General features: G+C 36.5%; 24 protein-coding genes. 8 read left to right on the forward strand and 16 right to left on the reverse strand.

Annotated features, from left to right (window positions below):
• Positions 1–3 precede the first annotated feature (3 nt).
• Genes KTI79_RS08270 through KTI79_RS08290 form a run of 5 tightly spaced genes read right to left on the reverse strand, consistent with a single transcriptional unit; the run spans position 4 to position 4,894 of the window.
• A complete protein-coding gene (locus KTI79_RS08270; protein WP_032054942.1) occupies positions 4–951 on the reverse strand; it encodes a transporter in 948 nt (315 codons plus the stop codon).
• 53 nt (positions 952–1,004) lie between these two features.
• Positions 1,005–1,535 (reverse strand): flavin reductase family protein, encoded by a 531-nt coding sequence (locus KTI79_RS08275; protein ID WP_016141070.1) that lies wholly within the window; start codon positions 1,533–1,535, stop codon positions 1,005–1,007.
• A gap of 28 nt (positions 1,536–1,563) precedes the next feature.
• Complete coding sequence (locus KTI79_RS08280) at positions 1,564–2,802, reverse strand: styrene monooxygenase/indole monooxygenase family protein (protein ID WP_032054943.1); 1,239 nt, start codon at positions 2,800–2,802, stop codon at positions 1,564–1,566.
• 43 nt (positions 2,803–2,845) lie between these two features.
• Positions 2,846–3,631: an SDR family oxidoreductase gene (locus KTI79_RS08285; protein ID WP_032054944.1), complete on the reverse strand. Its 786-nt coding sequence runs from the start codon at positions 3,629–3,631 to the stop codon at positions 2,846–2,848.
• 12 nt (positions 3,632–3,643) lie between these two features.
• Positions 3,644–4,894 (reverse strand): dienelactone hydrolase family protein, encoded by a 1,251-nt coding sequence (locus KTI79_RS08290; protein ID WP_032054945.1) that lies wholly within the window; start codon positions 4,892–4,894, stop codon positions 3,644–3,646.
• 328 nt (positions 4,895–5,222) lie between these two features.
• Between KTI79_RS08290 and KTI79_RS08295 the strand changes: the two genes are divergently transcribed.
• Positions 5,223–6,566 (forward strand): MFS transporter, encoded by a 1,344-nt coding sequence (locus KTI79_RS08295; RefSeq protein WP_032054946.1) that lies wholly within the window; start codon positions 5,223–5,225, stop codon positions 6,564–6,566.
• Positions 6,567–6,633: 67 nt separating this feature from the next.
• On the opposite strand, the gene KTI79_RS08300 is transcribed toward KTI79_RS08295, so the two are convergent.
• From KTI79_RS08300 to KTI79_RS08315, 4 genes are all read right to left on the reverse strand, one after another.
• Positions 6,634–7,620, reverse strand: a complete 987-nt coding sequence (locus tag KTI79_RS08300) for an AraC family transcriptional regulator (RefSeq protein ID WP_017481170.1) — start codon at positions 7,618–7,620, stop codon at positions 6,634–6,636.
• 326 nt (positions 7,621–7,946) lie between these two features.
• On the reverse strand, positions 7,947–8,732 hold the full coding sequence (locus tag KTI79_RS08305; protein WP_032054947.1) for a 3-hydroxybutyrate dehydrogenase: 786 nt from the start codon (positions 8,730–8,732) through the stop codon (positions 7,947–7,949).
• A gap of 33 nt (positions 8,733–8,765) precedes the next feature.
• Positions 8,766–10,187 (reverse strand): GntP family permease, encoded by a 1,422-nt coding sequence (locus tag KTI79_RS08310; protein WP_032054948.1) that lies wholly within the window; start codon positions 10,185–10,187, stop codon positions 8,766–8,768.
• A 465-nt stretch (positions 10,188–10,652) separates the two neighbouring features.
• On the reverse strand, positions 10,653–11,069 hold the full coding sequence (locus KTI79_RS08315; RefSeq protein WP_032054949.1) for a hypothetical protein: 417 nt from the start codon (positions 11,067–11,069) through the stop codon (positions 10,653–10,655).
• 150 nt (positions 11,070–11,219) lie between these two features.
• On the opposite strand from KTI79_RS08315, the gene KTI79_RS08320 reads away from it, so the two are divergent.
• The gene (locus tag KTI79_RS08320) at positions 11,220–11,609 is read left to right on the forward strand and encodes a hypothetical protein (protein ID WP_032054950.1); all 390 of its coding nucleotides are present in this window, start codon (positions 11,220–11,222) and stop codon (positions 11,607–11,609) included.
• Positions 11,610–11,762: 153 nt separating this feature from the next.
• Here KTI79_RS08320 and KTI79_RS08325 read toward each other — a convergent pair whose 3' ends face one another.
• On the reverse strand, positions 11,763–12,101 hold the full coding sequence (locus KTI79_RS08325; RefSeq protein ID WP_032054951.1) for a hypothetical protein: 339 nt from the start codon (positions 12,099–12,101) through the stop codon (positions 11,763–11,765).
• A gap of 438 nt (positions 12,102–12,539) precedes the next feature.
• On the reverse strand, positions 12,540–12,797 hold the full coding sequence (locus KTI79_RS08330; protein ID WP_228132456.1) for a hypothetical protein: 258 nt from the start codon (positions 12,795–12,797) through the stop codon (positions 12,540–12,542).
• 108 nt (positions 12,798–12,905) lie between these two features.
• Between KTI79_RS08330 and KTI79_RS08335 the strand changes: the two genes are divergently transcribed.
• The 5 genes from KTI79_RS08335 to KTI79_RS08355 all read left to right on the forward strand — a co-directional run bounded on the left by KTI79_RS08335 (position 12,906) and on the right by KTI79_RS08355 (position 18,143).
• A complete protein-coding gene (locus tag KTI79_RS08335) occupies positions 12,906–13,787 on the forward strand; it encodes a LysR family transcriptional regulator (protein WP_032054953.1) in 882 nt (293 codons plus the stop codon).
• A gap of 245 nt (positions 13,788–14,032) precedes the next feature.
• Positions 14,033–14,737 carry a CoA transferase subunit A gene (locus KTI79_RS08340; protein WP_002113873.1) on the forward strand — a complete coding sequence of 235 codons (705 nt, stop codon included), beginning with the start codon at positions 14,033–14,035 and terminating at the stop codon, positions 14,735–14,737.
• A 1-nt stretch (position 14,738) separates the two neighbouring features.
• Positions 14,739–15,380 carry a 3-oxoacid CoA-transferase subunit B gene (locus KTI79_RS08345; protein WP_032054954.1) on the forward strand — a complete coding sequence of 214 codons (642 nt, stop codon included), beginning with the start codon at positions 14,739–14,741 and terminating at the stop codon, positions 15,378–15,380.
• A 115-nt stretch (positions 15,381–15,495) separates the two neighbouring features.
• Positions 15,496–16,905: a short-chain fatty acid transporter gene (locus KTI79_RS08350; protein ID WP_032054955.1), complete on the forward strand. Its 1,410-nt coding sequence runs from the start codon at positions 15,496–15,498 to the stop codon at positions 16,903–16,905.
• 65 nt (positions 16,906–16,970) lie between these two features.
• Positions 16,971–18,143: a thiolase family protein gene (locus tag KTI79_RS08355; RefSeq protein ID WP_032054956.1), complete on the forward strand. Its 1,173-nt coding sequence runs from the start codon at positions 16,971–16,973 to the stop codon at positions 18,141–18,143.
• 48 nt (positions 18,144–18,191) lie between these two features.
• Here the strand turns inward: KTI79_RS08355 and KTI79_RS08360 are convergent, their stop codons facing one another.
• The 4 genes from KTI79_RS08360 to KTI79_RS08375 all read right to left on the reverse strand — a co-directional run bounded on the left by KTI79_RS08360 (position 18,192) and on the right by KTI79_RS08375 (position 21,271).
• Positions 18,192–19,085 carry a LysR family transcriptional regulator gene (locus KTI79_RS08360; RefSeq protein WP_003651675.1) on the reverse strand — a complete coding sequence of 298 codons (894 nt, stop codon included), beginning with the start codon at positions 19,083–19,085 and terminating at the stop codon, positions 18,192–18,194.
• A 233-nt stretch (positions 19,086–19,318) separates the two neighbouring features.
• Positions 19,319–20,212: a LysR substrate-binding domain-containing protein gene (locus KTI79_RS08365; protein WP_032054957.1), complete on the reverse strand. Its 894-nt coding sequence runs from the start codon at positions 20,210–20,212 to the stop codon at positions 19,319–19,321.
• A 545-nt stretch (positions 20,213–20,757) separates the two neighbouring features.
• Entirely contained in the window at positions 20,758–20,979 is a 222-nt protein-coding gene (locus tag KTI79_RS08370) for a hypothetical protein (protein ID WP_079284332.1), read from the reverse strand.
• Positions 20,980–21,088: 109 nt separating this feature from the next.
• Entirely contained in the window at positions 21,089–21,271 is a 183-nt protein-coding gene (locus tag KTI79_RS08375) for a hypothetical protein (protein ID WP_032054959.1), read from the reverse strand.
• Positions 21,272–21,687: 416 nt separating this feature from the next.
• Between KTI79_RS08375 and KTI79_RS08380 the strand changes: the two genes are divergently transcribed.
• Positions 21,688–23,106, forward strand: coding sequence for an aspartate ammonia-lyase (locus KTI79_RS08380; RefSeq protein ID WP_032054960.1), 1,419 nt, complete (start codon positions 21,688–21,690; stop codon positions 23,104–23,106).
• A 54-nt stretch (positions 23,107–23,160) separates the two neighbouring features.
• On the opposite strand, the gene KTI79_RS08385 is transcribed toward KTI79_RS08380, so the two are convergent.
• On the reverse strand, positions 23,161–25,377 hold the full coding sequence (locus KTI79_RS08385) for a TonB-dependent siderophore receptor (protein WP_032054961.1): 2,217 nt from the start codon (positions 25,375–25,377) through the stop codon (positions 23,161–23,163).
• Positions 25,378–25,668 lie beyond the last annotated feature (291 nt).

Consider the following 25,668-nt stretch of genomic DNA (forward strand, 5'->3'; position numbering starts at 1 on the left):
GACTTAGAAATGATGAACATAGCGAACTTGTAGTCGTGTTCCCTCTGGTCGGTTTTCAGCATCTTGCTCAAAATAAGCATTTGCAACCAAGTGATCATTTTTAGAAAAACTATACATGGCACCCGGACCAATTGCCCAGACTTGTTCACGTCGACCTTTGACTTTTTCACCATCCACTTCTGTATCTGTCACTTGTTTTAGCCAATAGCCATTCAGTCCTAAGCGAAACTGTTCAGTAATAGCATAGTCCGTTGCAAAGTTTGTATGAATTGCTTGCCCTGCCTGCATATCATTTGCTCCAACAAAAGCATAGCTTGGGTCATTATTCTTAAAGTTATAGAGATAATGGATACGCGTTGAAGCTGTCCACTTTGGATTAAACCAATACGTTGCAGCCCAATAAGGGTCAAATGAAACCGCGTTATTACTTGGGTTAATATCTTTTTGCTGGTCGTATTCACCAGTAGGTAAATTCACCTGAAACTCAAAACGATGTACAAACTTCGGTCCTTGTGCACCCATGACTGGATCGAACTGAATAAAAGGTCCAATCATAATGTCCCCAAAGCCACTTTGGGCCTTAATAGCAGCATTATTCAAGCCATCATCTATGTCCATTTTGCTAACAAAAGGAATTAAAAAATTTATACCTAAACTGGCTTTATCTTTTACTCGGACATTCGATAAATAACTAATCTGTTCAACCAGTACTTGATAATTTAAATCTGTTTTAGGTAAACCTAATTTTTGTCCATTGGCATCGACCAGTTTATTACTATCGTAATTTTGAAAATAGGTTTGAGCATACCAGCCGGGCCCTGCAGGTAATCCACCATCGAGAAAGCTGGTCATACCTAAGTTTACAGTCGGTAAATCATAGGCATGTGTTAGCAATGGCAAACCCAACAATGTCCCTGCTAAAAATCCATGTTTAATTAAAGTGCTTTTCATTTTCTTATTTCCTATAAAAAAATCACGACCGGATTGATCGTGACTATGGTGAATTAATGTGCTAATTCTGGATGTTCTGCGGCAATCCGATACTTTCCTGCGTGGAATACCAAGGGTTCACCTTGGCGTTGTTGATACTGTTCAATTTGACCAATAAAAATCAGGTGATCTCCCCCTTCATATTGATTTACATTGCGGCAAACCAAGGTTGCGAGTGCATCAGTCAAAATTGGAACGCCAGCATTGCATTGTTGATGGGCAATGCCTGCAAATTTGTCTTCAGCACCTCGAGCAAAATGTCCCGAAAGCTGATGATGCTCTTGTGCCAACATGTGAATGGCAAAATATTCTGCTTCTACAAAATCAGACAAACTTGGTGCTGTTTTTGAAAGGCTCCACAAAATTAACGGTGGGTCTAAAGACAGCGACGAAAATGAATTGGCTGTCATACCTATTTTCCGACCATCTTTACCACGAGTTGTAATCACGGTAACCCCAGTTGCAAATTGACCAAGTAAATTACGGATTTCTCTAGGATTTTCAGCATTAATCGCTTGTAAAGCTAAAGTTTCAATTGTGTCCATTTTTAATTCTCCCTTTGATATTTTGACCTTAAGCAACTTTTGCTGCGGTTTTTGAAGCCAAGAATGCTTGAGCCTGATTTGCATCAAACCACCAAGGGGCAAAAGAGCGCGGGTCATCAAAGTTATTGGCCATAATGGAAGCAATGCTTTGGTTCTGGCTTGCGGCTGCTAATAGCTCAATAACATGTGGCTGCGGTGGTACTAACAGGCTATTGGTCCAAGCCACGACTTTTTCTGCATAAGCCCAATAACGTTCAAAAGTTTGAACCATCCATTGTTCGCTAAAGCTTTGATTATCATTGGCTAAAATGGCATCGAAATAGATTTTGCTACACTTAGCAGCGTTGTTTGAGCCTTGACCAGTAATCGGGTCATTCACCACTAAGGCATCTGCCATACCAAAAATTTGCTTGCCAGACGGTAAGGTTAAAACGGGTTTGCGTACTGTCGGCGGGAAACGCCCTGCTAAATATCCACCAGCATCGGTTAACTCAACATTTGCGCAGCGCTCATATTCCCAAGGCACAAATTTCTTGAGTAAGTCCAGACTACATTGCAGATGCTGTTCAGGTGTTTTCACATCTTGCCAGCAGTCCATTGGACCGTTTGGAGTTCCTTCAAACACCATAATGTCGCAAGGACCATTCACGGTAAGTGCTGGAAATGAAAAGTACTCACCGACTTCAGGAATAATGTTAAAAGTCACACGAGAGTATGGGGAAATTGGCTTCATGTTTTTGACATAAGTCAAAGCCAAAGCGCGCTGCGGTTTATCAAAGACACTGCGTGCATCATCACGCTCAAACTGTTTAACGACTTCACCTTTACCAGCCGCGAGTAATACAAGTTCGTAGTCGTTTGCGAGTTGTTCTAACTCTTCTATACCCACATCCTGAATCACTAATCGACCGCCACGGCGTTCAAACTCTTCCATCCAATATGGCATTTTGACGCGTTGATCGACTGATTGAGCGTAGCGCTCAAGACGAGCACTCCATTCAAATGCTTTACCACCATTTTCAGGATTGACTAAAGCTAGCCCAATTCCTTCTACCGCTGGACATTGTTCTTCCCAAAAATTTAAACCTAAGTCACGTTCAGTTTGTAAAGCGGTATGAAACATACACTGGCTTGACATCACTTTACCTTGACGGATTTCATCGGCAGTACGGTTGGTAATCATGGTCACGTCATAGCCTGTATCTAATAAACCCAAACCAAGCTGTAAACCAGACTGTCCTGCTCCAACAATTGCAATACGGCGCATAATATTCTCCATAATTTTCTAAATGTGCTTTTAAAACGCTGTGCTATTCGGCTAAACGTGGAATAGCGGGCTGTGATCCTTCAGGGCCCATCACTGAATATCCGCCATCGACCGCATAATCTGCTCCGGTCACAAAACTCGCAGCGGATGACAATAAAAACAAAACAACATTGGCGACTTCTTCGGGATGACCCAACCGACCTAGTAAGTGATAATCAGCTGCCACGCTATCGGCTTTTTCACGGTTATTGCCACTGACTTCTGCAATGACACGAGACCATGTCCAACCCGGAGAAACCGAATTGACGCGAATACCATCGGCAGCAAAATCCATTGCCATGCTTTGTGTGAGTTGACGTATCGCGGCTTTAGACACTGGATATAACCAGCGTCCTGTTTGTGCCACTTTGGCTGAAATGGAAGTAAAGTTAACAATTGAACCTTGCTGCTTTTTTAGGTCATTGTATAAAGCACGGCTCAGCTCAACTGTAGAGACCAAATTAAGATCGAGTGCTGGTAACCAGTCCTGACGTGAAGATTTAAAACCGTCATCTAAGTAGGTACATGCCAGATTGACCAAGTAACTCACTTCACCTAAATGTTGGTGAATATCCGTCACGGCTTGTTGAATAGCCGCATCACTGGTTAAATCGGTTTGAATAAACATCACATCATGGTTAAAGCTTTCCGCAATTGCCTTGCCTTTGGCATCAATATCTAAGATAGCGACATGGGCTCCTGCACTGACTAAGGCTTGTACAACAGCTTTACCAATCAGTGTTGCACCGCCGCTCACCACAGCGACTTTTCCTTTTAAATCTATATTCATTGCAGATCCTCCTTAATTGACTGGTTTGCCTTCACTACTTGACCAAGATGGCATCAAAGTATTGGAAGGAAGACCTTCATCAAGAAGTTTTCGCGCGGTCTCTACACCTGCAACTGGTAAGCCTGTTGGGTCTAATAAACCAATTTGAACGAGTACAGACGCTTGGTCCCAGTAAATATGCTCATGGCATAGCTTTGACCCTCTAAACTGGATCACACCTAACATTGGAATTTCGACGTATTTACCGGTTGGTTTTACACCCGGTAATAACCAGTCAATTTCAGCGTCATGTGTAAAGCTCATAATGAACTCGTCTACCACTTGCGTTGAGCCAACCGTACGAGAGATCGAAGTGATCTTCATATCTTTCGGGTTTTGATGAACAAAGTGATACTGATAAAAACGAGCAAGCTGGCTTTGGCCTACCCCACCAGTTAACGTTGGAATATGGTTGACATAAGGTTCTGCGACCATTGTTGCCATAGTTGCGGGGACGTCACGCGTATCGAACTCATGACGGATATGCTCCTCCCATAAGGCAACTAAGTCATATTTCGGCCCAATCGTTTCATGTAGAGCTGTTACTGTACGTTCGTGAGCAAAGCGTGCTGAAGGTTTGTGGTAATGGTTGCTTTTTGGTCGTGCAAAGGCATGATCAACACCTTCGTAAACATAAGCTTGTACATTTGAATATTGGTTAACTGCATCGACAATCGCTTGTCTCGCATCTGGCGGTGTAAATTGGTCCAGTTCTGCAATATGTAAAACCAAACGTCCTTTTACGTTGGCTAACTCATCTAACGCTTTTTCAATGCCTACACCGTAATAACCTACGGCACATGCCACTTCCGAAAGTCGACAGCCTGCCAAATAAGCTAGCTTTCCACCTAAACAATAGCCAACCACGCCGAGACCTGTAGAGGTATCACATTCTGGTCGTGTCTTTAAAAAAGCTAAGCTGTCTTGAATATCTTCAACACCGAGGTTTTCGTCATATTGCTGATAAAGTTCAAAAGCTTTTTGAAAATCTTCTGGTGTGTAACTCAGTTCAATATTAGGTGCTACACGCCAAAATAAATCAGGAACCAAAACGGTGTAGCCTTCTTCTGCAAGAAAATCTGCTTTTTCCCGCATTGCTGCATTCACCCCAAAGATTTCCTGACAAAGCACCACTCCAGGTCCTTTTCCTGTTTCTGGCGTCGCTAGATATGCACTGAACTGCTTTCCAGATGCAGTTTTAATTTGAATGGTTTGACCAGCCATAGTGTCAACTCCTGACATTGTTATGGCTTTATCTTCTATCCAAATTTTTTTTTAGACTGTCCAAAAGCTGCAAGCATTATCCAATCTCTGCGCAATTATTAAAATTCATCCCACTGGAAAAAAATTAAAAACAAGAAATACCTATATTTCAAAATTTTAATTTAAAAAATGAAGTGTGTGTTTTTTATCTAATTTGGAAAATATGGATGAAGATTAGGACTTATTGGATAGTGAGGATTGGCTAAAAATAGTTCAATCAAAGACACATGTTATGTAACGAATGCATTGAATTACTCAGGGAATTAAATAATTTTAAAAAGGAATACATATGAAAACGATAGATGCAAACACGATTATCAACCGCGAAAAACTGTCTCCATTACAATGGATGGTTTTTATCCTAGGCTTTTTTGTCTTCTTCTGTGATGGCCTAGACACGGGAATTATTGGTTTTATTGCTCCAGCCTTACTGGATGATTGGGGTATTACTAAGCCTCAACTCGCTCCTGTTTTAAGTGCTGCCTTAGTCGGCATGTCGATCGGTGCAATCATTTCTGGGCCTCTGTCCGATAAATTTGGACGTAAAGGTGTCATTGTTTTTACAAGTCTTTTATTTTCCATATTTACGATTTTGTGTGGCTTTGCTAATTCAACCCAAGATTTAATGATTTATCGTTTTATTACAGGTGTTGGCTTAGGTGCAGCCATGCCAAACATTAGTACGATTGTCTCAGAATATATGCCTGTAAAACGTAAAGCATTCCTAACAGGTCTTGCTGGCTGTGGTTTTATGCTGGGTATTTCTTGTGGCGGAGTGCTGTCAGCTTATCTATTAGAAAGCTATGGCTGGGCTAAAGTGATTATTATTGGCGGAAGCATTCCCCTAATTTTAGTGGTTGCTTTATTGCTTAAATTACCTGAATCAACTCAATACTTAATTACACGTCATCAACAAGACAAAGCTCAGCGTATTTTAGAAGATATTCAAGGTCATTCTTTTCAAGAGCCTGTAAAACTTGTTTTAACTCAAGCAGAAAATGCTTCAGATGAAAATCCAGTTAAAATCGTTTTAGGTAAATACCTTTGGGGTTCAAGCATGCTTTGGCTCTGCTGCTTTACCAGTCTATTGGTGTTTTATCTTTTAACAAGCTGGATGCCAACGATTTTAAAAACAGCAGGTTTTAGTACTCAACAGTTTAGTTTAATTGCCGCGATTTTCCCTTTTGGTGGTGTGATTGGTGCAACTATTATGGGATGGTACATGGATAAACTGAATCCAACTACAGTGATTAAATATTCATACCTGATTGCTTTCGCCCTATTCATTGTCGCAGGTCTAGTAAGCTCAAATATTTTCTTGTTAGGTCTTACTATCTTCTTAATTGGTGCATTACTGGCTGGTGCTCAATCTTCATTACTGCCACTTGCAGCTATGTTCTACCCAGCTGTATGCCGCGCGGTTGGTGTTTCATGGATGCATGGCATCGGTCGTATCGGTGCAATTTTAGGTGCTTTCTTTGGATCGCTCATTTTCACTTTTAACCTAAGCTTAAGTGGTATTTTCTTTATTCTAGCAATACCAACCTTCATCTCATTTATTGCACTTAGCCTGAAAGTGATTTATGAGAAATCTAAAAACAAACAAGTGTTAAAGCTTGAAGAAAGTCTATAAATATTAGGCAATAAATAAAAAACTGATTTAGTTGCCTAAATCAGTTTTTATTGCGAAAAATTAAATATCAGAAAATTTTGCCTTTGGTCTCACTTGGGTTTTCTCCAAATTCTTCACGATATTCTTGAGAAAAACGGCTTAAATGGTTAAACCCCCAGTCATAGGCAAGCTTTGAAATAGAAACCTTTCTATCTGCACCTGTAGTGCTCAGGATTTTGTAAATTTGTTGGAGGCGATATTTTTTTAAATACGACATTGGGCTGGTGCCATAGTACTGTTGAAATTCATCATACAATTTTGATTTTGAAACCCCTGCAAGACGCTGCAAGTCTTCTGCACAGATTTCTTCATGCGCATGTTCAATAATAAAATTACGAACCTTACGGATATAAGCTGGCTCATCTTGATGTGAGAGTGACTTTAAGGCTTCAGAGTAGTTGTTTTCTTGAGATAATAGTAAGGCTTTAATTACAAAATTTTCATAGTCTTCAGATAGCATCTGCAAACCATAAAAATTGCTATATTGCGATTTTAGCTGTAAAAAATTTTGAATGTTCTTCCACCATGCACCAATAAGTTGCTCCGAGTCTAGATGCATTTCTGGATTAAAAATAATAGGCGTCTCTATGGGTTTATTCAGTAGATCCGCAAGGACAATCTGCATACTTCGTTCAGGAATAACCACCTGAAATTTTCTGCAATCTTTATCAATAATCAGATCTTGTTGATCATTATTTGAAACAATAAGGCCTCTGTTTTCATCAGATTGATAATGTGCACCACGAATATTGAGAGCTTGTCGCCCTTGTATAGGTAAGCTAATGCTATAGGCTTTTAAATTTGAGATGTTAATGGCAACGTTTGCACCATAACTGATTGTACCGATTGCCATTTTTTTATTAGGCAAACGCATTCCGTCATAGTGAAAATCGAGAGTGTCTTTGTAAATTGTATCTAGACGATGTTCCCCACAAATCGTGGACATCAAATTCTGCGCAAATTCTGCTTTGCGTGAATAATGATTGAGTTCCGTCTGTTGGCTGAGTGATATCATATCCTTTTCACCTAGCTAAATAACTTATTGCTTAAAAAGCAACTTGTATGCCAATTAATATCCTTTAATTGACGAATTTTCCTGAAAAATATCGAATCAAGAAAGAGAGTAAAGATTACTTTCTCATACTCTATTAAATTTTAAAAATAGAAATAAGTTAAATACCTTTAAAGTATAATTTCATACCTTAACAAACTTATTTTATTAGATTTTTTATAAACAAATAGAGTAGAGATAAATCATTATTTTGAACACTAGACTATCGTAAATTTTAACGAATAAAAAACCGCCCATTTAAAATAAGCGGCTTTTATAAAACACTTAAATTATTGGGCGGTGTAACCACCATCCATAACGACAGCTTGGCCTGTTACCCCACTAGCTTTACCACTCGCAAGGAAAATTGCATAGTCAGCAATTTCTTCAACAGAGAGCAAACGCTTTTGAGGAACCATTGCCAAAATCACATCTTCAAGTGCGCTGTCTAAACTTACATTACGGGTTTTAGCTAAATCTGCAATTTGCCCACGAACCAATGGTGTATCTACATAACCCGGGCATAGAGCATTTACCGTAATACCATCGCGTGCACATTCTAATGCCGCAACTTTTGTTAGGCCAATCACGCCATGTTTAGCACTGTTATAACCAGCCTTTCCAGCGAAACCAATCAAGCCATTAATAGAGGCCATATTAATGATACGGCCATATTTTTGAGCTTTCATAATTGGAAAAACATGTTTAATACCAATAAACGCCCCAGTTAACATGACCTGAACTAACTTTTGAAAAACTGTCGTTGGAAACTCTTCAATAGACGCAACATGTTGAAAACCAGCATTATTAATTAAGATATCAACCGTACCAAAGGTCTTTTGAGTGAGCTCAATGGCTTGTTTATAAGCATCTTCATCAGTCACATCACATGGTGCAGATAAGGCATCAAAACCTTGCTCTTTAAGTGAGCTCGCCGTTTCTTGGCACTTTTCGGCATTCATATCAGAAATAACAACTTTGGCACCTTCTTGAGCAAATTTCTTAGCAATCTCTAGACCGATACCACTTGCAGAACCTGTAATAAAAGCAACTTTACCGTCTAAAAGTTTAGTCATTTATTTACTCCTTAATACTTATAATGTGCTGATTTAAACAATACCTGTTACGGTAAAGACCGTAATCACCACAAATACCGCTAATGTTTTAATTACGGTAACTGCAAAAATATCTTTATACGATTGTTTATGGGTTAACCCAGTAACAGCGAGTAAAGTAATAACAGCACCATTATGCGGAAGTGTATCCATACCGCCTGACGCCATCGCAACCACACGGTGCATGACTTCTGGTGGAATACCCGCAGCTAAAATCGCGGCGTTATAGTGTTCAGCCATCGCACTTAAAGCGATACTCATACCACCCGAAGCTGAACCGGTAATACCTGCTAAAACGGTTGTGGTCACAGCCCCATTCACTAAAGGATTTGTGAAGGTACTGCTCATTGCATGGCTAATCAGAGCAAAGCCCGGTAATGACGCAATAATTGCACCGAAACCATACTCAGAAGCTGTATTCATCACCGCTAAAAGTGAACCACCAATACTGGCATTAATACCCTCTTTGAAGTTCGTCACTACACGCTGATAATCAAATAAAATTGCGGAAATAATCCCGACAATAAGCGCAAGGCCCACCGCCCAGATCGCACCAGTTTTCGCAACATCTACGGTGTAATCCGCCAGACCGACAGTGGCAAAATCAAAACCATTTGGATACCACTCTTTGATTGCTTTAGACAAATATTTGTTCATTACAGCAACAAGAATAAGAGGTACAAAAGCTAAAAATTGACGCGCCGTACTTCCGTTATTTTGCAAGTTCATATCGGCTTCAATTTCTTGAGGCTGTGTGTTGTCTGCGCCAAAGCCAGAGTACCCTTCACCTGCTTTTGCAGCAGCGCGGCGACGCCATTCTAAGTAAGCCAAACCCATGCATAAAACAAAAATTGCACCGATAATTCCTAGAAATGGTGCGGCATAAATATTGGTGCCAAAGAATGTAGTTGGAATTACGTTTTGAATTTGTGGCGTACCTGGCAATGCATCCATGGTAAATGTAAATGCACCGAGTGCGATGGTTCCCGGAATTAAACGTTTTGGAATATTCGCTTGTCTAAAAAGCTGGTTTGCAAAGGGATAAATTGCAAATACAGCAACAAATAAACTTACACCGCTATAGGTTAAAATTGCACCTAGTAATACAACCGTTAAAATTGCTTTTTTTGCCCCAATCCACCTTACAATAGTTCGCGCAATAGACTCGGCAATTCCTGACATTTCAACAACTTTACCGAAAATTGCCCCGAGCAAAAATACAAGAAAATAATCTTTAATAAAGTTCACCATTTTGGGCATAAATACACCCGAATAAAACGGTAAGACATTGGCTGGGTTAATGAGTAGAACAGCAAGTAAGGCACAAATTGGTGCCATGAGAATGACTGAAAAGCCCTTGTAAGCTGTATACATTAACAGCCCAAGCGAAAGTAGAATTACAAATAATTCCCACATATATTCTTTCTCCCTAAAGAATAGATATTAGGTTCAATAAAATTACCAAAAGATATTTAGGTTATCCCAAACCTATAATGATAAAAATCACAATATCCATGTGTGGTAATAGGTAAATGAGCTTAAAAATAAAATATCACTAAAATATTTAAAAACAATGTAATTTATTTAAATTTTAAAATAATCATAAAATACAAATAGTTGCGTTATTTAATTGGTAAAATTTAATTATTTAAAAACTACTATTATTTTATAAAACTTATTAATTATTGAGTAAATCAAATTAATATGGCTATATTATTTAATAAAGACAATTAAATAATATATTTTTTAAAATAATTTAATGAATATTTTCTTAAGTGAGTTGGTAATCTATTAGTAGTTAAGAAAAACCCACTTAATAACGAGTGGGTTCAATTGAAATTTAATATTATTCAACTGCCTTAGACACAGGCTCTTACGCTTTTATTTCATTCGAGTTAGTCTTAAATTAAAGTCAGATGGAAGTAGGATTCGATATTCTATCTCAGCCCCTGGTTTAACTTCTGTTTCTTGAGAAGTTGCAATATTCGGGCACATTCCACCACCTGTTTCTAATCTAAAGATATAATATTTAGGCTCAAGATAAATAGTAGCGATTTCGTTTGAGCGAATTGAGAATACTTTCTCGTTGTTCACATACATATCATGACTACAGCCGGATCCTAAAAAACCTTTATCTCTTAAAAAAGTAACTTTTGCTTGTTCAGGAGTGTGTTTCTTTAAATAGTTCTGATTATATACTCTCTCATTAGGTACTGGCTTGGCTGTATTTGAAGCAACTGGAGCTGTTGAACATCCCATCAAGCTGAGAACTAGCCCTAAAAAAATAATCTTTTTCATGAAATTATCCATTTTAATAATGAGTAAAATTTAACAGTTCAGAAAGTTAAAAACCACCTGCCAGTACTTTAAATTTTTGAAAAATAGCATTTATTTAATTTAGATTATTCAATAGAATAACAATGTAAAATCTTGATAAGAAAACAAAATATGATATGGATTAAATTTATAATATACTCTTTAGGGATGTTTGTACTGTGGCAAATTATTTTCATAATTACGCAACTCTCTTTAACATATCTAAATATGCCACAAATCCTTGTAGCTATACTTTCATTGATCATAAATTGCGGTATGCAAATTTTGATTGGTTATAAAATTCCTCAATTAGCACCAAAATATAAATTTGTAGCGAGTATTACATACATCACCCTCTTTACCTTTTTGTTAACAATCTATTCAACAACTACTTTATTAGAAGGCTTAAAAGTTGCTCCTCAAACAATTTGGCTAGGTTATTTGTTTTTCCATATAATTGGAATGGCTCTATACTTTGCTAACAACACAGATGAGTTTTGTTGGGAAAATTTACTGAAGTAATTGCTGAGTTAACTAATATAAGGAAAAAATAGTGCTTAAATAACTAAAAGCTTTGAGCAGCTATATATACGCAAGTTTCGCGCAGCTTCAACCTTTATTCTAGGTAATAAGAAACCCACTTGATGAGTGGGGTAAATCAATCAAAATTTGAGTTTAAATAGCTTCTATAACAATGTATTTTCCTTCATAGAAAAGGCCTTCGGTGCTTGTTTCTTTTAATTTGCAATAAATGGCCACTGAATGTATTAGTTTTTGATTCTCCTCGTTAGGAATATGAGTAAACCCAGATAGAAAATTTGAATTATTATTTTCTAATTTCCAAGAAGTACCTTTGTTGTCATGCCACTTACTATTTGGATATTTAGAATCTAACCATTCAATGCATTGCTTCATTGTTGAAAAATTTTTTGTTTCCTCTTTTTCAATTTTCGATGCGGCACTTACCGAGGCTCCAAACGTTAAGAATAAAGCTCCAATTAATGTTGTTCTCATGAAATTACCCTTTATTATTAATAAATAAAATTTAAAGGTTCAAGATATAAAAAACCACCCTTAGATGGATTAGTTTTTAGGAAGAGTTTTGTTAATTTTAGCACTTGTGTTTTGATCAAATTTTAATAATTTGAAACTTTCACAGTTAGCAAAAATACAAAAAAGAAGAGCAACTATCAAAATTCCGGCTATCTTATTCATTCAATTTTACCTTAGAGATTTTAATTATTTTTTAATCAGGTAATGGTATACGAAAATATTATCAAAAGCTTAATTATTAAAAATCTACCACAATTCATTACAAAAGTTGTTTGTAATTCTTAACTCCCTTTTCTATATCTCTTAATAATAATACAGCTTATGAATTAAAATACTAAGATACAAAAAAGCACCCAAAGGTGCTTTTTAATTTAAATAAGTATCAGATACTTAATAAATTTACTGACTTTGCTCAGAAAGCTCGATAATCAATTTCTTTTCATAGTCATTGAGCACATTGTCAATATTCTCAACCCACTTTGACTCGTTCGCTACTTGAGCTGATCTAGTTACCTTACTATAGATTTTAAATGGCGGACGATTAGGGTGTTTAGCATCTAAAATCTCGGTATCAATTTCAGAGTGAATTTTTATTGAAGCAAATCCAGGTTGGAACCATGACCAAAATTTAATAATTTTAATATTGAGTATAAACACATTATTCTCTACTTCTTTTTCTTAATTTTTTGTCAAAAAAACATCATATTAGATAAATTTTCGTATAAATTACCCTTCTAGGTGAGCTGAGCAATCTAAAGGAATGAAATGACGCTTAAACAATTAAAAGCTTTTTTAGCTCTTGCACGTACCCTCAACTATGCCAATGCATCACTAGAGCTACATCTAAGCCAGTCTGCTTTAAGCCTCACCATTAAAAGCTTAGAAGAAGAGTTAGGCGGAAAATTGTTTAATCGTAATACACGTCGTGTTGAGCTTACCCAAGAAGGTAAATCCCTAATTCCCTATGCTAAAAAATTACTCGCCAATTGGGATGAAATGGAAAACGATGTTAAACAGCGTTTTAAGCTTAATCGTGGAACCTTAAGTATCGCTTCAATGCCCTTCGTGACTCATGCAATTCTACCTGAAGTAATTCACCAGTTTTTAGAACTTCATCCCAATCTTAACTTTTCAATTCATGATATCCCCAACGAGACCATTATAGAAAAAGTACAAGATGGTATTTTCGAGCTTGGCATCTGCTTCGAACCTGATCTTACCGAAGGCTTAGAATTTAAACCGTTATTTGAAGAAGACTTCTTGGCTCTATTACCTAAGACTCACCCTCTTGCTCAATCGTCTTCTATTACATGGCATGAGCTTTGTTCAAACCCATTCGTAACCTTACAAAAACCTTCAATTGTTAGATATTTAGTTGAGCAAAATTGTTTGCGGAATAATATAACGCTCGATTTAAAAGTTGAATGTCATCAAATTTCATCACTTTCAAGTTTCGTTGCTTATGGAATTGGGGTAAGTGCAATTCCAAGACACTTCGCCAAACACATTGATAAAGAACATAACGTACTCATTGAGTTAAAGAATGAATCTATTCATAAGACCGTAGGAATTGTTTATAAAAAGAACTTTGAAATTTCAAATATTTCGACTCAATTTATTGAGGCTTTGGTTCAATATAAATTTTAAAAAATTAAAGACTGTATTTTAGGGTGAGCTAAGCTAAAGGCTAATTTAATTTTTTTAATTGTTTTAATTTTCAATATCTTAATAAAAATTTTTAAAAGTTTAAACGTTATATGTGTCTGATCTTTTGTAGGCGATTTGAAACCATTCATTGATTATACTTATTAATCATTTAAAAAAATTAACTTCTATAACACAAAATGTGATGCTAAAACTAAGATTACTAAGGGATATAGGATAACAATAGAATGAATAAAGTTTATGCCAATGCAGAGGCAGCACTGAAAGATGTTATTGCAGATAATCAAACACTTGCCGTGGGCGGTTTTGGTTTATGTGGAATTCCGGAAAAACTGATTGTTGCAGTTAAGCAAAGTGGTGTGACTGGTCTCACATGTATTTCAAATAACGCTGGTGTAGATGATTTCGGCTTAGGGATTTTACTTCAGACCAAACAGATCAAAAAAATGATCTCTTCTTATGTTGGTGAAAACAAAGAATTTGAGCGCCAATATTTAAATGGTGAACTTGATGTAGAGCTTACTCCGCAAGGTACTTTAGCTGAAAAGTTACGTGCTGGCGGTGCAGGAATTCCAGCATTTTATACTCAAACTGGCGTTGGTACACTCATTGCCGAAGGTAAAGAAGAGCGTACCTTTAATGGCAAAAACTACATTTTAGAAGAATCTTTAACAGCAGATGTTGCTCTTGTTAAAGCATATAAGGCAGATAAAGCGGGTAACTTAGTATTCCGTAAAACTGCTCAGAATTTTAACCCTGAATGTGCGATGGCTGGAAAAATTACAATCGCCGAAGTTGAACAGGTTGTTGAAATTGGTGAGTTAGATCCGGATGAGATCCATTTAGCGGGTATTTATGTAAACCGCATTGTACTGAATGCATCACCTGAAAAACGTATTGAGCATAAAACTTTAAGCACGGAGGCAGTATAAAATGGCTTGGTCACGTAATGAAATGGCACAACGTGCTGCACAAGAACTTGAAGATGGTTTTTATGTCAATTTAGGTATTGGCTTACCTACCCTTGTTGCCAATTATATTCCTGAAAATATTAATGTTTGGCTTCAATCTGAAAATGGCCTATTAGGCATTGGTGAGTTCCCAACTGAAGAAACTGTTGATGCTGATTTAATTAACGCTGGTAAACAAACAGTTACTGCTCGTCCTGGTGCAGCATTTTTCTCAAGCTCAGAATCTTTTGCCATGATTCGTGGTGGCCATGTAAACATTGCCATTTTAGGTGCAATGGAAGTTTCTGAAAATGGTGACTTAGCGAACTGGATGATTCCGGGTAAAAAAGTCAAAGGTATGGGTGGTGCAATGGACTTGGTTGTTGGTGTCCAAAAAGTTGTTGTGCTTATGGAACACTGCGCAAAAGATGGTACGCCAAAAATCGTGAAAGACTGTAGCTTACCTTTAACAGGTAAAGGCGTGGTTCATCGCGTCATTACTGACTTAGGTGTAATGGACATTACACCACAAGGCTTAGAGCTGATTGAACTTGCTAAAGATGTCACGCTTAAACAGATTCAAGCTGCTACAGGTGTTGAGTTTTATAAAACCTTAGTTGCGTAAATTTTAATTTTTGATTAGCCATATAAGACTTAAGTTAGAAAGTGAGCTTAAGTCTTAGCCCTTTTAAGCACCGGATGTGCTGTCTATAAATAAGAACGAGAAGGATTTTTCAGCTATGGAAAAACAGCAAGGAATTTTTGAAAGATTTGCTCTTCGGATTAGTGACTGGTCTGAAAAATGGTTTCCTGATTCATATATTTTTGCTCTACTTGGTGTCATTATTGTCTCTGTTGCCGCTTTAGGTATTGGTGCGCCAATTCACGATGTCGCGACTTCTTTTGGGAATGGTTTCTGGAGTCTTATTCCCTTTACTCTGCAAATGACGATGCTCATTATTGTAGGTTATGTCGTTTCTGTTTCTAAGCCCGTAAAATTTCTGATTCAAAAAATGGCACGTATTCCAAATTCTGGACGTGGTGCTATTGTTTTGGTTGCAACGGTTAGTTTGTTAATTTCACTGGTCAATTGGGCAGTAAGTACGATTCTTACTGCACTTTTAGTGATCGCATTAGCGAAACGTAAAGAGCTGAACATGGATTACCGCGCAGCAGCTGCGGCAGCAATCATTGGTATGGGTGCAACTTGGGCACTAGGGATTAGCTCTTCGGCAGCACAGCTTCAGGCAAATAAAACCAGTTTACCTGAGTCAATTTACAACCTAACTGGCGTTATTCCATTTACTGAAACGATTTTCCTTTGGCAATCAATTGCGATGACCATTATTTTGGTGATTGTTTCAATTGCAATCGCCTATTGGTCAGCTCCAAAAGGTAATAATGTTAAAACGATTGATAGTTTTGATATTCAATTTGAAGAAGACAAACCCCATGATGAGAAATCTAATCGTCCAGGTGACTGGTTAGAAAACTCGCCTATTTTAACGATTATTGTGGTCGCATTAGGCTTAATCTGGATGTTTTTTGAATTTTCAAAAAGTAATCCAATCATTGCCATTTCAAGTTTAAACACATACAACTTTGTGTTTTTAATGCTTGGTCTAGCATTGCATGGCACACCACGAAACTTTTTAAATGCTGTTTCAAAGGCAGTTCCTGCTGTATCTGGAATCTTAATTCAGTTTCCACTTTACGGAAGCATCGCTTTTATTATGACGCAAGCTTTAAACAGTCAAGATTTATCGCTGTCGCATTATATAGCTGAGTTTTTCGTTTCAATTGCTTCAAAAGAAACCTTTGCAATTGTGATGGGAATTTATTCTGCCATCCTTGGGTTCTTCGTGCCATCTGGCGGTGGAAAATGGATTATTGAAGCCCCATATGTCATGCAAGCAGCAAATGATTTGAAAGTTCATTTAGGCTGGTCTGTACAAATTTATAATGCAGCCGAAGCTTTACCGAACTTGATCAATCCCTTCTTTATGCTTCCAATGTTAGGCATCCTAAAACTAAAAGCAAAAGATGTGATTGGTTTTACAGTCACTCAGCTCGCTGTACATTTTCCATTAGTTTTATTTTTATTGTGGTTCTTTGGAAGAACGCTTAGCTATACCCCACCCACTTTTTAATTTATTGGCGCCTTTAGTTTCGACTAAAGGCAAATTTAGTAAATACATCAATAAGAGATATTAAGATGAGTTCAATTGTTATAGTTTCAGGTAGCCGTACTGCAATGGGCGGTTTTCAAGGCAGCTTATCGGCTTTAACTGCACCAGATCTTGGCGCTGCTGTCATTCGTGAATCTATTCAACGTGCAGGTATTGCTCCTGAACAAGTAGATGAAGTTATTTTTGGTTGTGTACTCAGTGCAGGTATTGGCCAAGGTCCTGCTCGTCAAGCGATGCGTAAAGCTGGTGTACCTGATCATGTTGGCGCTGTCACCATTAATAAACTTTGTGGCTCTGCCATGAAAGCGGTGTTAATGGCTTCAGACACTTTAAAAGCATGCAGTGCCAATATTATTGTTGCAGGTGGTATGGAATCTATGACCAATGCTCCTTATATTTTACCCAAAGCTCGCGGTGGTTACCGTATGGGACACGGTGAAATTAAGGACCATATGTTTTTAGATGGTCTTGAAGATGCTGAAACAGGCCGTTTAATGGGTTCGTTTGCGCAAGACATGGCAAACACTAAAGGCTTTACACGTGAGCAAATGGATAACTTTGCAATTTCTTCACTTAAAAAAGCGCAAACTGCGATTACAGAAGGTTATTTCAAAGAAGAGATTGTTCCTGTTGAAGTCAAAACACGTAAAGGTGTTGAAGTTATCGATCAAGATGAACAGCCATTAAAAGCCAATCTTGAGAAGATCCCAACATTACGCCCAGCTTTTAGTAAAGATGGAACAATTACTGCTGCAAACTCAAGCTCAATTTCTGATGGTGCTGCTGCGTTAGTACTCACCACTGAAGAATATGCTCAAAGCCATGGTTTAAATACTTTGGCGAAAATTGTTGCAACTTCGACTCACTCACAGCATCCAAGTGAATTTACCATTGCTCCGATTAGTGCAATTCAAAAAGTGCTAGAGCGCGCTGGTTGGTCAGTTGACGAGGTAGATGCTTGGGAAATTAATGAAGCTTTTGCAATGGTGGCAATGGCGCCAATTCATGAACTCGGCATTGATGAAGCAAAAGTAAATGTACATGGCGGTGCTTGTGCTTTAGGCCATCCTATTGGCGCAACTGGCTCAAGAATTATTCTTTCTCTTATCTATGCTTTAAAACGCCTTGGTAAAAAGAAAGGTGTTGCTGCATTATGTATCGGTGGTGGTGAAGCTACAGCTGTCGCAATTGAAATCTAAAAATCAAACCACGCAGAAGGTGTAAGAATTTTTCTTACCCCTTCTTTTTTAAACTTTAAAAAGTTCATAACAGGTTTGACGGAACCATTTATGGCTACTTTTATGATGGCAAGACATATGCCAATGTTGTTTAACATCATAAGTTGGAAAGTCTAGAGGTGCCGGTAAAATCTGTAAATTTTCTCTCACCAATAAGACTTGGCTTAAATAATACGGCACCGTTGCGATCGCATCTGTTTCTTGTACAACTAATCCCACCCCAAGATAGCTCGGTAATCGAATTAAAATATTTCGATCCAATCCTTTGTTCTGCAATTCATTTTTAATATGGTAGTGCCCGATTCCCGCATCAATGTCGATATGATACTCGCGCATATAATCATCTAAAGTAAAATTATTTGGGTCTAAACGAGGATGGCTTTTAGAGCTAATCACCACATAATGCTGTTTAAAAAACTTCTGCTGATAAAAGCCCTCTTCTAATTGGGGTAAAAAACCAATTGCAAGATCAATCTCACCATTTGCCATTTGATAGCTGGTTTCTGGCGTAATCGGTCTAATATTCAAACGAATTAAAGGCGCTTTCTCTTTCAAATAGTTTGTTAATTGCGGTAATAAAACCAGATGAGAGACATCTGTCATCGCAATTGTAAAAAGCTGATCTGAAGTTAGCGGATCAAAATTCACACTAAAGTTATTAATGCTTTCTACTTTATCAATCACTTCACTAATGAGTGGAAAAATCTCCTTTGCTAATTCAGTTGGGATCATCTCATTCCCAACACGAATAAAAAGCGGGTCATTAAAATGCTGACGGATTTTGTTCAGTCCATTACTAACGCTCGGTTGTGTAAGGCCAATCGCATCAGCAGCCATTGAAACACTTTTAAACCGATAAATATGATAAAAAATATTTAGTAATCTACTATCTAGATCAAACAAAATTGTCTCCGTCTGGATCAAATAATCCATTCAAAAGGAATAAAATCAGGCACAGCATGTATAAAAATGCTCACTAGATTTATGAATTATTGATATATGGTCTAAATTAACAAAGAATCTAGACCATGAGCAATGCTTTATAAAGCCTTTCATCACAAACACAAAGGTATGAGCTACTTAATTGATTACTTTGTATGTAAATATGTTAAATACATCACATATCATTATAAATTTTAATCATGCTGAGTTTGAAAGCCCTTCCAGATTTGCTGAACAGATTTGTTATCACTCAAGTTATTTTTAAAAATATAAATATCTTGTGCCAAGCAATATTCGTTATGGTCCAACATGACCAATTTTCCGGTAGCGAGATCTTCCTCTACATTAATTTTTGGAATCCATGCTACACCTAAACCTTGTAATACAAGCTCTTTCAAGTTGGTGGCATTGTCAGTTTCATATAAGGTTTTATAGATCAGTTTACCTTCAATCAATTGATCGACCAATTTACGCAAATAAGCATGTTTACTATAAGCAAGTAATGAAAAATTACTCTGAATTGTATGCTTAGGCGTATGATCTGCTTCGGTAGCTGACACTGGAACAATCTCTGTTTCAGCGATCTTGATGCCACTTAAAATATCATCGCCAACTCGATTGATATTAGATCGATCTGCATAACAAATCATAAAATCGCAGGCACCTTCTTTTAAAAGAGATAAGCCTTCACCACTATTCGTCGCGACAATTTCGATTTTTAAATCACGCATAAACGTTGGAAATTTTTTTAAAAAAGTCGTTAAAAAACCCGATGCTAATGAGTGAACCACACAAAAACGAATAGTAGATTCGGTTTCATTTTTGATGTTTTTAATCAGCTTTGCTGTTTCTTCTACCTGCTTCTCAATATTTTTAGACATGACCAGCATAATTCGCCCGATGTCTGTAAATTCAATATTATTTTTATTATTTCTAATAATGACTTCAGCTCCAATCATCTCTTCTATTTGCTGAATTCTACGCGTAAACGCAGATTGACTAATAAATCGTTTTTCGGCTGCTTTTGAAATAGAACGCTCTCGTTCAAGTGTCAAAAGGTCTTCTACCCAACGTACTTCTAAGTTCATTTTTGCATTCCCTTTTTATAGTTATGTCCTTAATTTGTCTGGTTGGGAAGCTGAATAAATAGCTGAATAGATGAATAAAAACTATAAAACATGGGAGTACCTGCAAAAATGCGATGGAGGATTGGCAAAGCCAAACAATAAAAATAGGTATTGAATAATTCTGACATAGAAACGAGTGTAAGAGAATAAAAGACTTTGATTTAACTCAACAACTCATAAAAAGATAAAGTTATTACTCTAAAAATTATTTTAAATCAAAAAGTAAGGAGCATATAACGCAAGTAAATAATAAATTTTAAGTTAATAAAAAATAGAAATAATCCTAAGATTTACTCAAGTTTTATTTTTAATAAAAAAAGTCCGCACCTTGGGGAAGAATACGGACTGTAAAACTGAAAAATTAATATCTTGCCTATTTCAGGATTTAAGCTCTTTGATTTAATAAATTCATTTAAATCAGAAGATATGCTTGTAGTATAGCTCAACCAAAAAAACCTGACTATTCTACTAAAGTATTTAATCTAAGACTGAATAAAAATAAATTTCTAATATTCACCAATGAGGTAATATAGCTTCCTTGAAATTTCAACCATCATATTAGAAGTATATTGTGTAATTTCAAAAACTTGCTTTTTCTGGGGATTGAACACCATATTGTCTTTTTCATCGCTAAAAAAGATATATGTGGTGTATTTATCCATATGGTGGATATGCTCTTTTAAGCTTAATTTTTCCCCAGAATTGGGATCATAGGCGATAAACTTCATTCTCATGAATTTTGTCTCTATACATACAGTCTTTTACCCAAATTTTAAGAAAATCTAGATAAAACAATATTTTGATGGATGATATAAAAGGTTAACCTAAGAACTGCGGCTATTTATAAGATATGGGTACAATACTATTGGCCTTGTTTACAGAGGTTTCAGCAGAAGCAATAGATTGCTCTGCTTCTTTAAGCAGACGAGAAGTTTTAGACTCACTTTTCTCTTCACCATGGAAAAGCACATAGTATGTAAAACTTCCCAAAATAATTAATGCAGCTGTGATTTTTAACATAAACTTAAAACTAAAATTTTTTCGTATTATAGTGTTTTTTATGTGAAATGCATCACATTTTTATATAAATTTGTTAGATAAGCTTCATTTTAAAAGAAAATAATATAGATAATTAAGTTGATATTTCACTTAAATTAATCAATCCTATATTTTTTAAAAAGTTATTTTTAAAAAATTAGATAATTATCTACTTCATAAAACAAATTTTGAAATTAAATTTATCTTAATATTAAGTTATTAATTTAAATAGCAAAATTCCATTCGAATTGATAGTTAAAAACGGAATCTCCTAGTGCGTTCATTGTAAATTTAAAAATTTGATATGCAAAAAATGCATAATCAACTTGATAAATGCATTAGAAGTGAAGCATTTCGAAATCTAATATGAATTATCTTCTTTACTAATTCGAAGTTTAATGATGAACGCTGAAATTACCACCCGTATTGAGAAGGATCTTATTGGTTATAGAGAGATCAATAATAACGACTACTACGGGGTACAAACATTACGTGCTCTAGAAAACTTTAATTTAACTCAAAGCAAGGTCGGAAATTTCCCTCACCTTATTAAAGCTTTAGCAATGGTAAAGCTTGCTTGTGCTGAAGCGAACTATAATCTTAAAAGCTTAGATCAGACTAAATTTGAAGCGATTGAATATAGCTGTAATCAACTTATTCGTGGTAATTTTCACGACCAGTTCCCGATTGATATGATGCAAGGCGGTGCTGGTACTTCAACCAATATGAATGCAAATGAAGTATTAGCAAACGTCGCTTTAGAATATATGGGACATGCAAAAGGCCAATATCAATATTTGCATCCTAATAACGACATTAACATGTCACAGTCAACAAATGACGTATACCCTACTGCAATTCGCTTAGGTTTGTTATTAAGCTTAGATGAACTAAATCTTCCTTTTAACAATTTAATCTTAAGTTTCCGCAATAAATCTCAAGAATTTGCTCACATCTTAAAAATGGGCCGTACACAGTTACAAGACGCTGTGCCAATGACATTAGGTCAAGAGTTTGGTGCTTTTGCAGTAACTTTACAAAAAGACCTTGAGCAAATTAATACGCTTATTCCAAATGTTTTAGCCTATATGAACCTTGGTGGTACGGCGATTGGTACGGGAATTACTACTGAATATAGTTACCGTGAACTTGCGATTCAAGCACTTGCAAAAATTTCTGGTAAGAAAATTAAATCTGCTCCTGATCTAATCGAAGCAACTTCAGATATGGGTGACTTTGTTCTTTTATCTGGTTTATTAAAGCGTACCGCAACTAAACTTTCAAAAATTGCCAATGACTTACGTTTACTTTCAAGTGGTCCACGTACTGGCATTAATGAAATTAATTTAGAAGCTCGCCAACCGGGTAGCTCGATCATGCCGGGTAAGGTAAACCCAGTTATACCTGAAGCAATGAACCTTGCTTGTTTCCAAATTATTGCAAATGACTTGGCTGTAACTTTAGCTGCTGAGGCTGGTCAATTACAGTTAAATGCAATGGAACCACTTATTGCATTCAAACTATTTGAATCGATGGACTTGCTCGGTAAAGCAATGGCAATGTTCCAAACTAAGTGTATTGATACAATTACGGCGAACCCTGAACACTGTAAAGCTTTGGTTGAAAACTCAATTGGTATCGTGACTGCACTTAACCCATATCTAGGTTATGAAACTACAACTCGTATTGCTAAAACCGCAAACGAAACTGGACAAAGCGTATTGGCTTTAGTTCAAAATGAAGGTTTATTATCGGCACAAGTGCTTAATGATATCTTGTCGATTAATAATATGGTTAAACCAAAAATGTCGGCTTAATTCTTGAAATAAAAAAGGAGCTTTTCGAAGCTCCTTTTTTATTTGTTTTATATTTTAAAAACTAAAAGTTGTAGAGAACTGAGCTGTACGAGGATTACCTAAAAATAAGTAGTCATCACCCATAAATGCGCCTACATCACGCCAATATTTCTTATTAAATAGGTTATCAATATTGAATCTAAAAGTTGTGTCATGCCCAGCAAAATTTGTTTTATAAGCGGCACCAACATTAAAGACACTGTACCCGCCTACTTTTGCCGTTCCCTCTTTGTTTGCATATTTACTGCTACTGTATTGCATACCACTCAGTAATCTTAATCCTTCAACTGAAGGTACTTTATAAGATAACTGTGCAGTTGCGCGTACTTTTGGTACATTTTGAGTTTGATGGCCTTTGTAGCTGTCACTATCAATATCAACAAGGCGAGATTTGGTATAGGTAACCCCTGAACTTACATCGAGTGTATCGGTTAAGGCTCCTGTTAAACCTAATTCAATACCTTGATTGTGTTGTTCACCTTGTTCAACAAAATCGAAAGTTCCATCTGCATTTACTTTACTGTATTGATTATCTTGTTTTAAATCAAAAATAGCAGCTGTTACCAAGAAGTTGCGTATTTGTTGCTTAATCCCAACTTCATATTGTTCAGAATTTCTAGGTGATAATATCTGGGGACCAGTGCTATACATGACATTGTTTGTATACCAAGGTGCCTCACCACCATCCGATAAACCTTTGGCATATGAAGCATACAGATTAGTCGTAGCAGTTGGGCTATACATGAGTGCTAATTGTGGCAAGAATTTGTTTAAATCCGTATCACGGCTTTGCTGGCCATTTGGATCATAAGCTTGCTCATCAAGGTGAATAAGTTTACCACCGAGTAAAGTTGACCATTGATCGTTAAATTGAACTCGGTCAGATACAGTAAATGCAGTCTGATCACTTTCTAAGGCTTTAAAGCGATTACCTAATTTTTCAGTTGGCATTTGAAAGTCTGATGAATCAGTATAAATATTGCCAATTTCATTCTCAATAAGTTGATTACTCGGATCATAACGCTTCAGGTTTTTACGTGTATTTTGCAATTCAAAAGCTACCTGATGCTCAATATTGCCAGTATTGAATTGACCCTCTAACCCAGCAGAAAAGTGATTAGTTATACGTGTGTCATCTGGGCTATGATAGTCATAAAGATCATAGTTTCCATCTTTGTCAAATACTGCAAGTGGATTACCCGATGAATAATAACTTCCATAAGGAAACACAATATAATCATCAATCACAACACGGCTTTGCGATGCACTTAAGCTAGCATTCCATTGATCATTAAATGCATATTGATATTTCAAACTTGCATTTACACTGTTATTTACAACAGGTTTACTCCAAGACTGATAACCCAATAAACGGTCTTGATCTACATTTGTTGGTACTTCTTGCCCATCAAGCAGTTGATAACCTGGTACTGAACGTTGACTTTGATGCTGAGCTTCAATATCAAACAATAATTTAGAACGATCATTAATTTTCCAGTCTAAAGCAACTGAACCAAACTCTCGCTTACCATTTGCGTGATCAACATTTGGATGGATGCTTTCATGGGCTAAATTGATTCGATAACCAAAACTATTATTAACAAAGCCGCCAACATCTGTTGCCAGTGTATAGCCGCCTTCTGAATTTGCATCTACAGTAATGTTTTTAACATCGGCAGGCCTTTTGGTGACATAGTTAACAACACCACCTGGTGTCGACATTCCACTTTGAATTGCAGAAATGCCTTTTAAGATTTCAACTTGTTCTTTATTTTCTAAAGCCACGTTTTGTTCGCCACGTATATTATGGCCATTAATGAGATAACTTGAGCCTAAATCAAGCGCAAAACCACGTGCTACAAAATTTGGATAGTAGCCAATTGCTGCGTAGCCATCCCCTAACGAAGAATCGTTTTTAATAACATCAGTTAAAGTTTTTGCGTGTTGGTCTGCTATACGCTCAGATGTAATGGTTGTAATAGATGCAGGAACTTTCTTTAAATCATCAGTTTGAAAACCAGATAAATTAACTTTCTTTGATGTGTATAGTGCATCATTATTTTGTGTAGCGTTCACAGTAATGGTTGGGAGCTGCGAAAACTCCGCTTCATTTGCATAGACGACAGATGTTATGAGCGCAATAGATGAAGCCAATGCTGTTTTAGAGCATGTCATGAAGTGAAGATTTATCGAACGTCTTTCCATTGAATAACTACCTGCCATACCGTGCATAATTCTAAAGCGCTAGAAATGAGTGCGGAGTCTATTTTTAGCCACGCAAGAATACAGCTACATATATTGAGAAACAATACATTCTGTATTTTTTCGATTAAGTGAAAGTGATACAACTTTTATGAACTTATCATTATATAAATTTCATTTATTTTCTTAGAAATTGACGCTATAACTTTTTAAGTATTACCAAATATTCAAAATAAACTTAAGCTCGAAATGAAACTTAAAAGGAGAAATAAAATAGAAAAGTACCATTGTAAATTAGTTCACTGATTTTAAATACAATTA

The organism is Acinetobacter sp. WU_MDCI_Abxd143 (assembly GCF_025514195.1).
Lineage (GTDB): Bacteria > Pseudomonadota > Gammaproteobacteria > Pseudomonadales > Moraxellaceae > Acinetobacter > Acinetobacter pittii_H.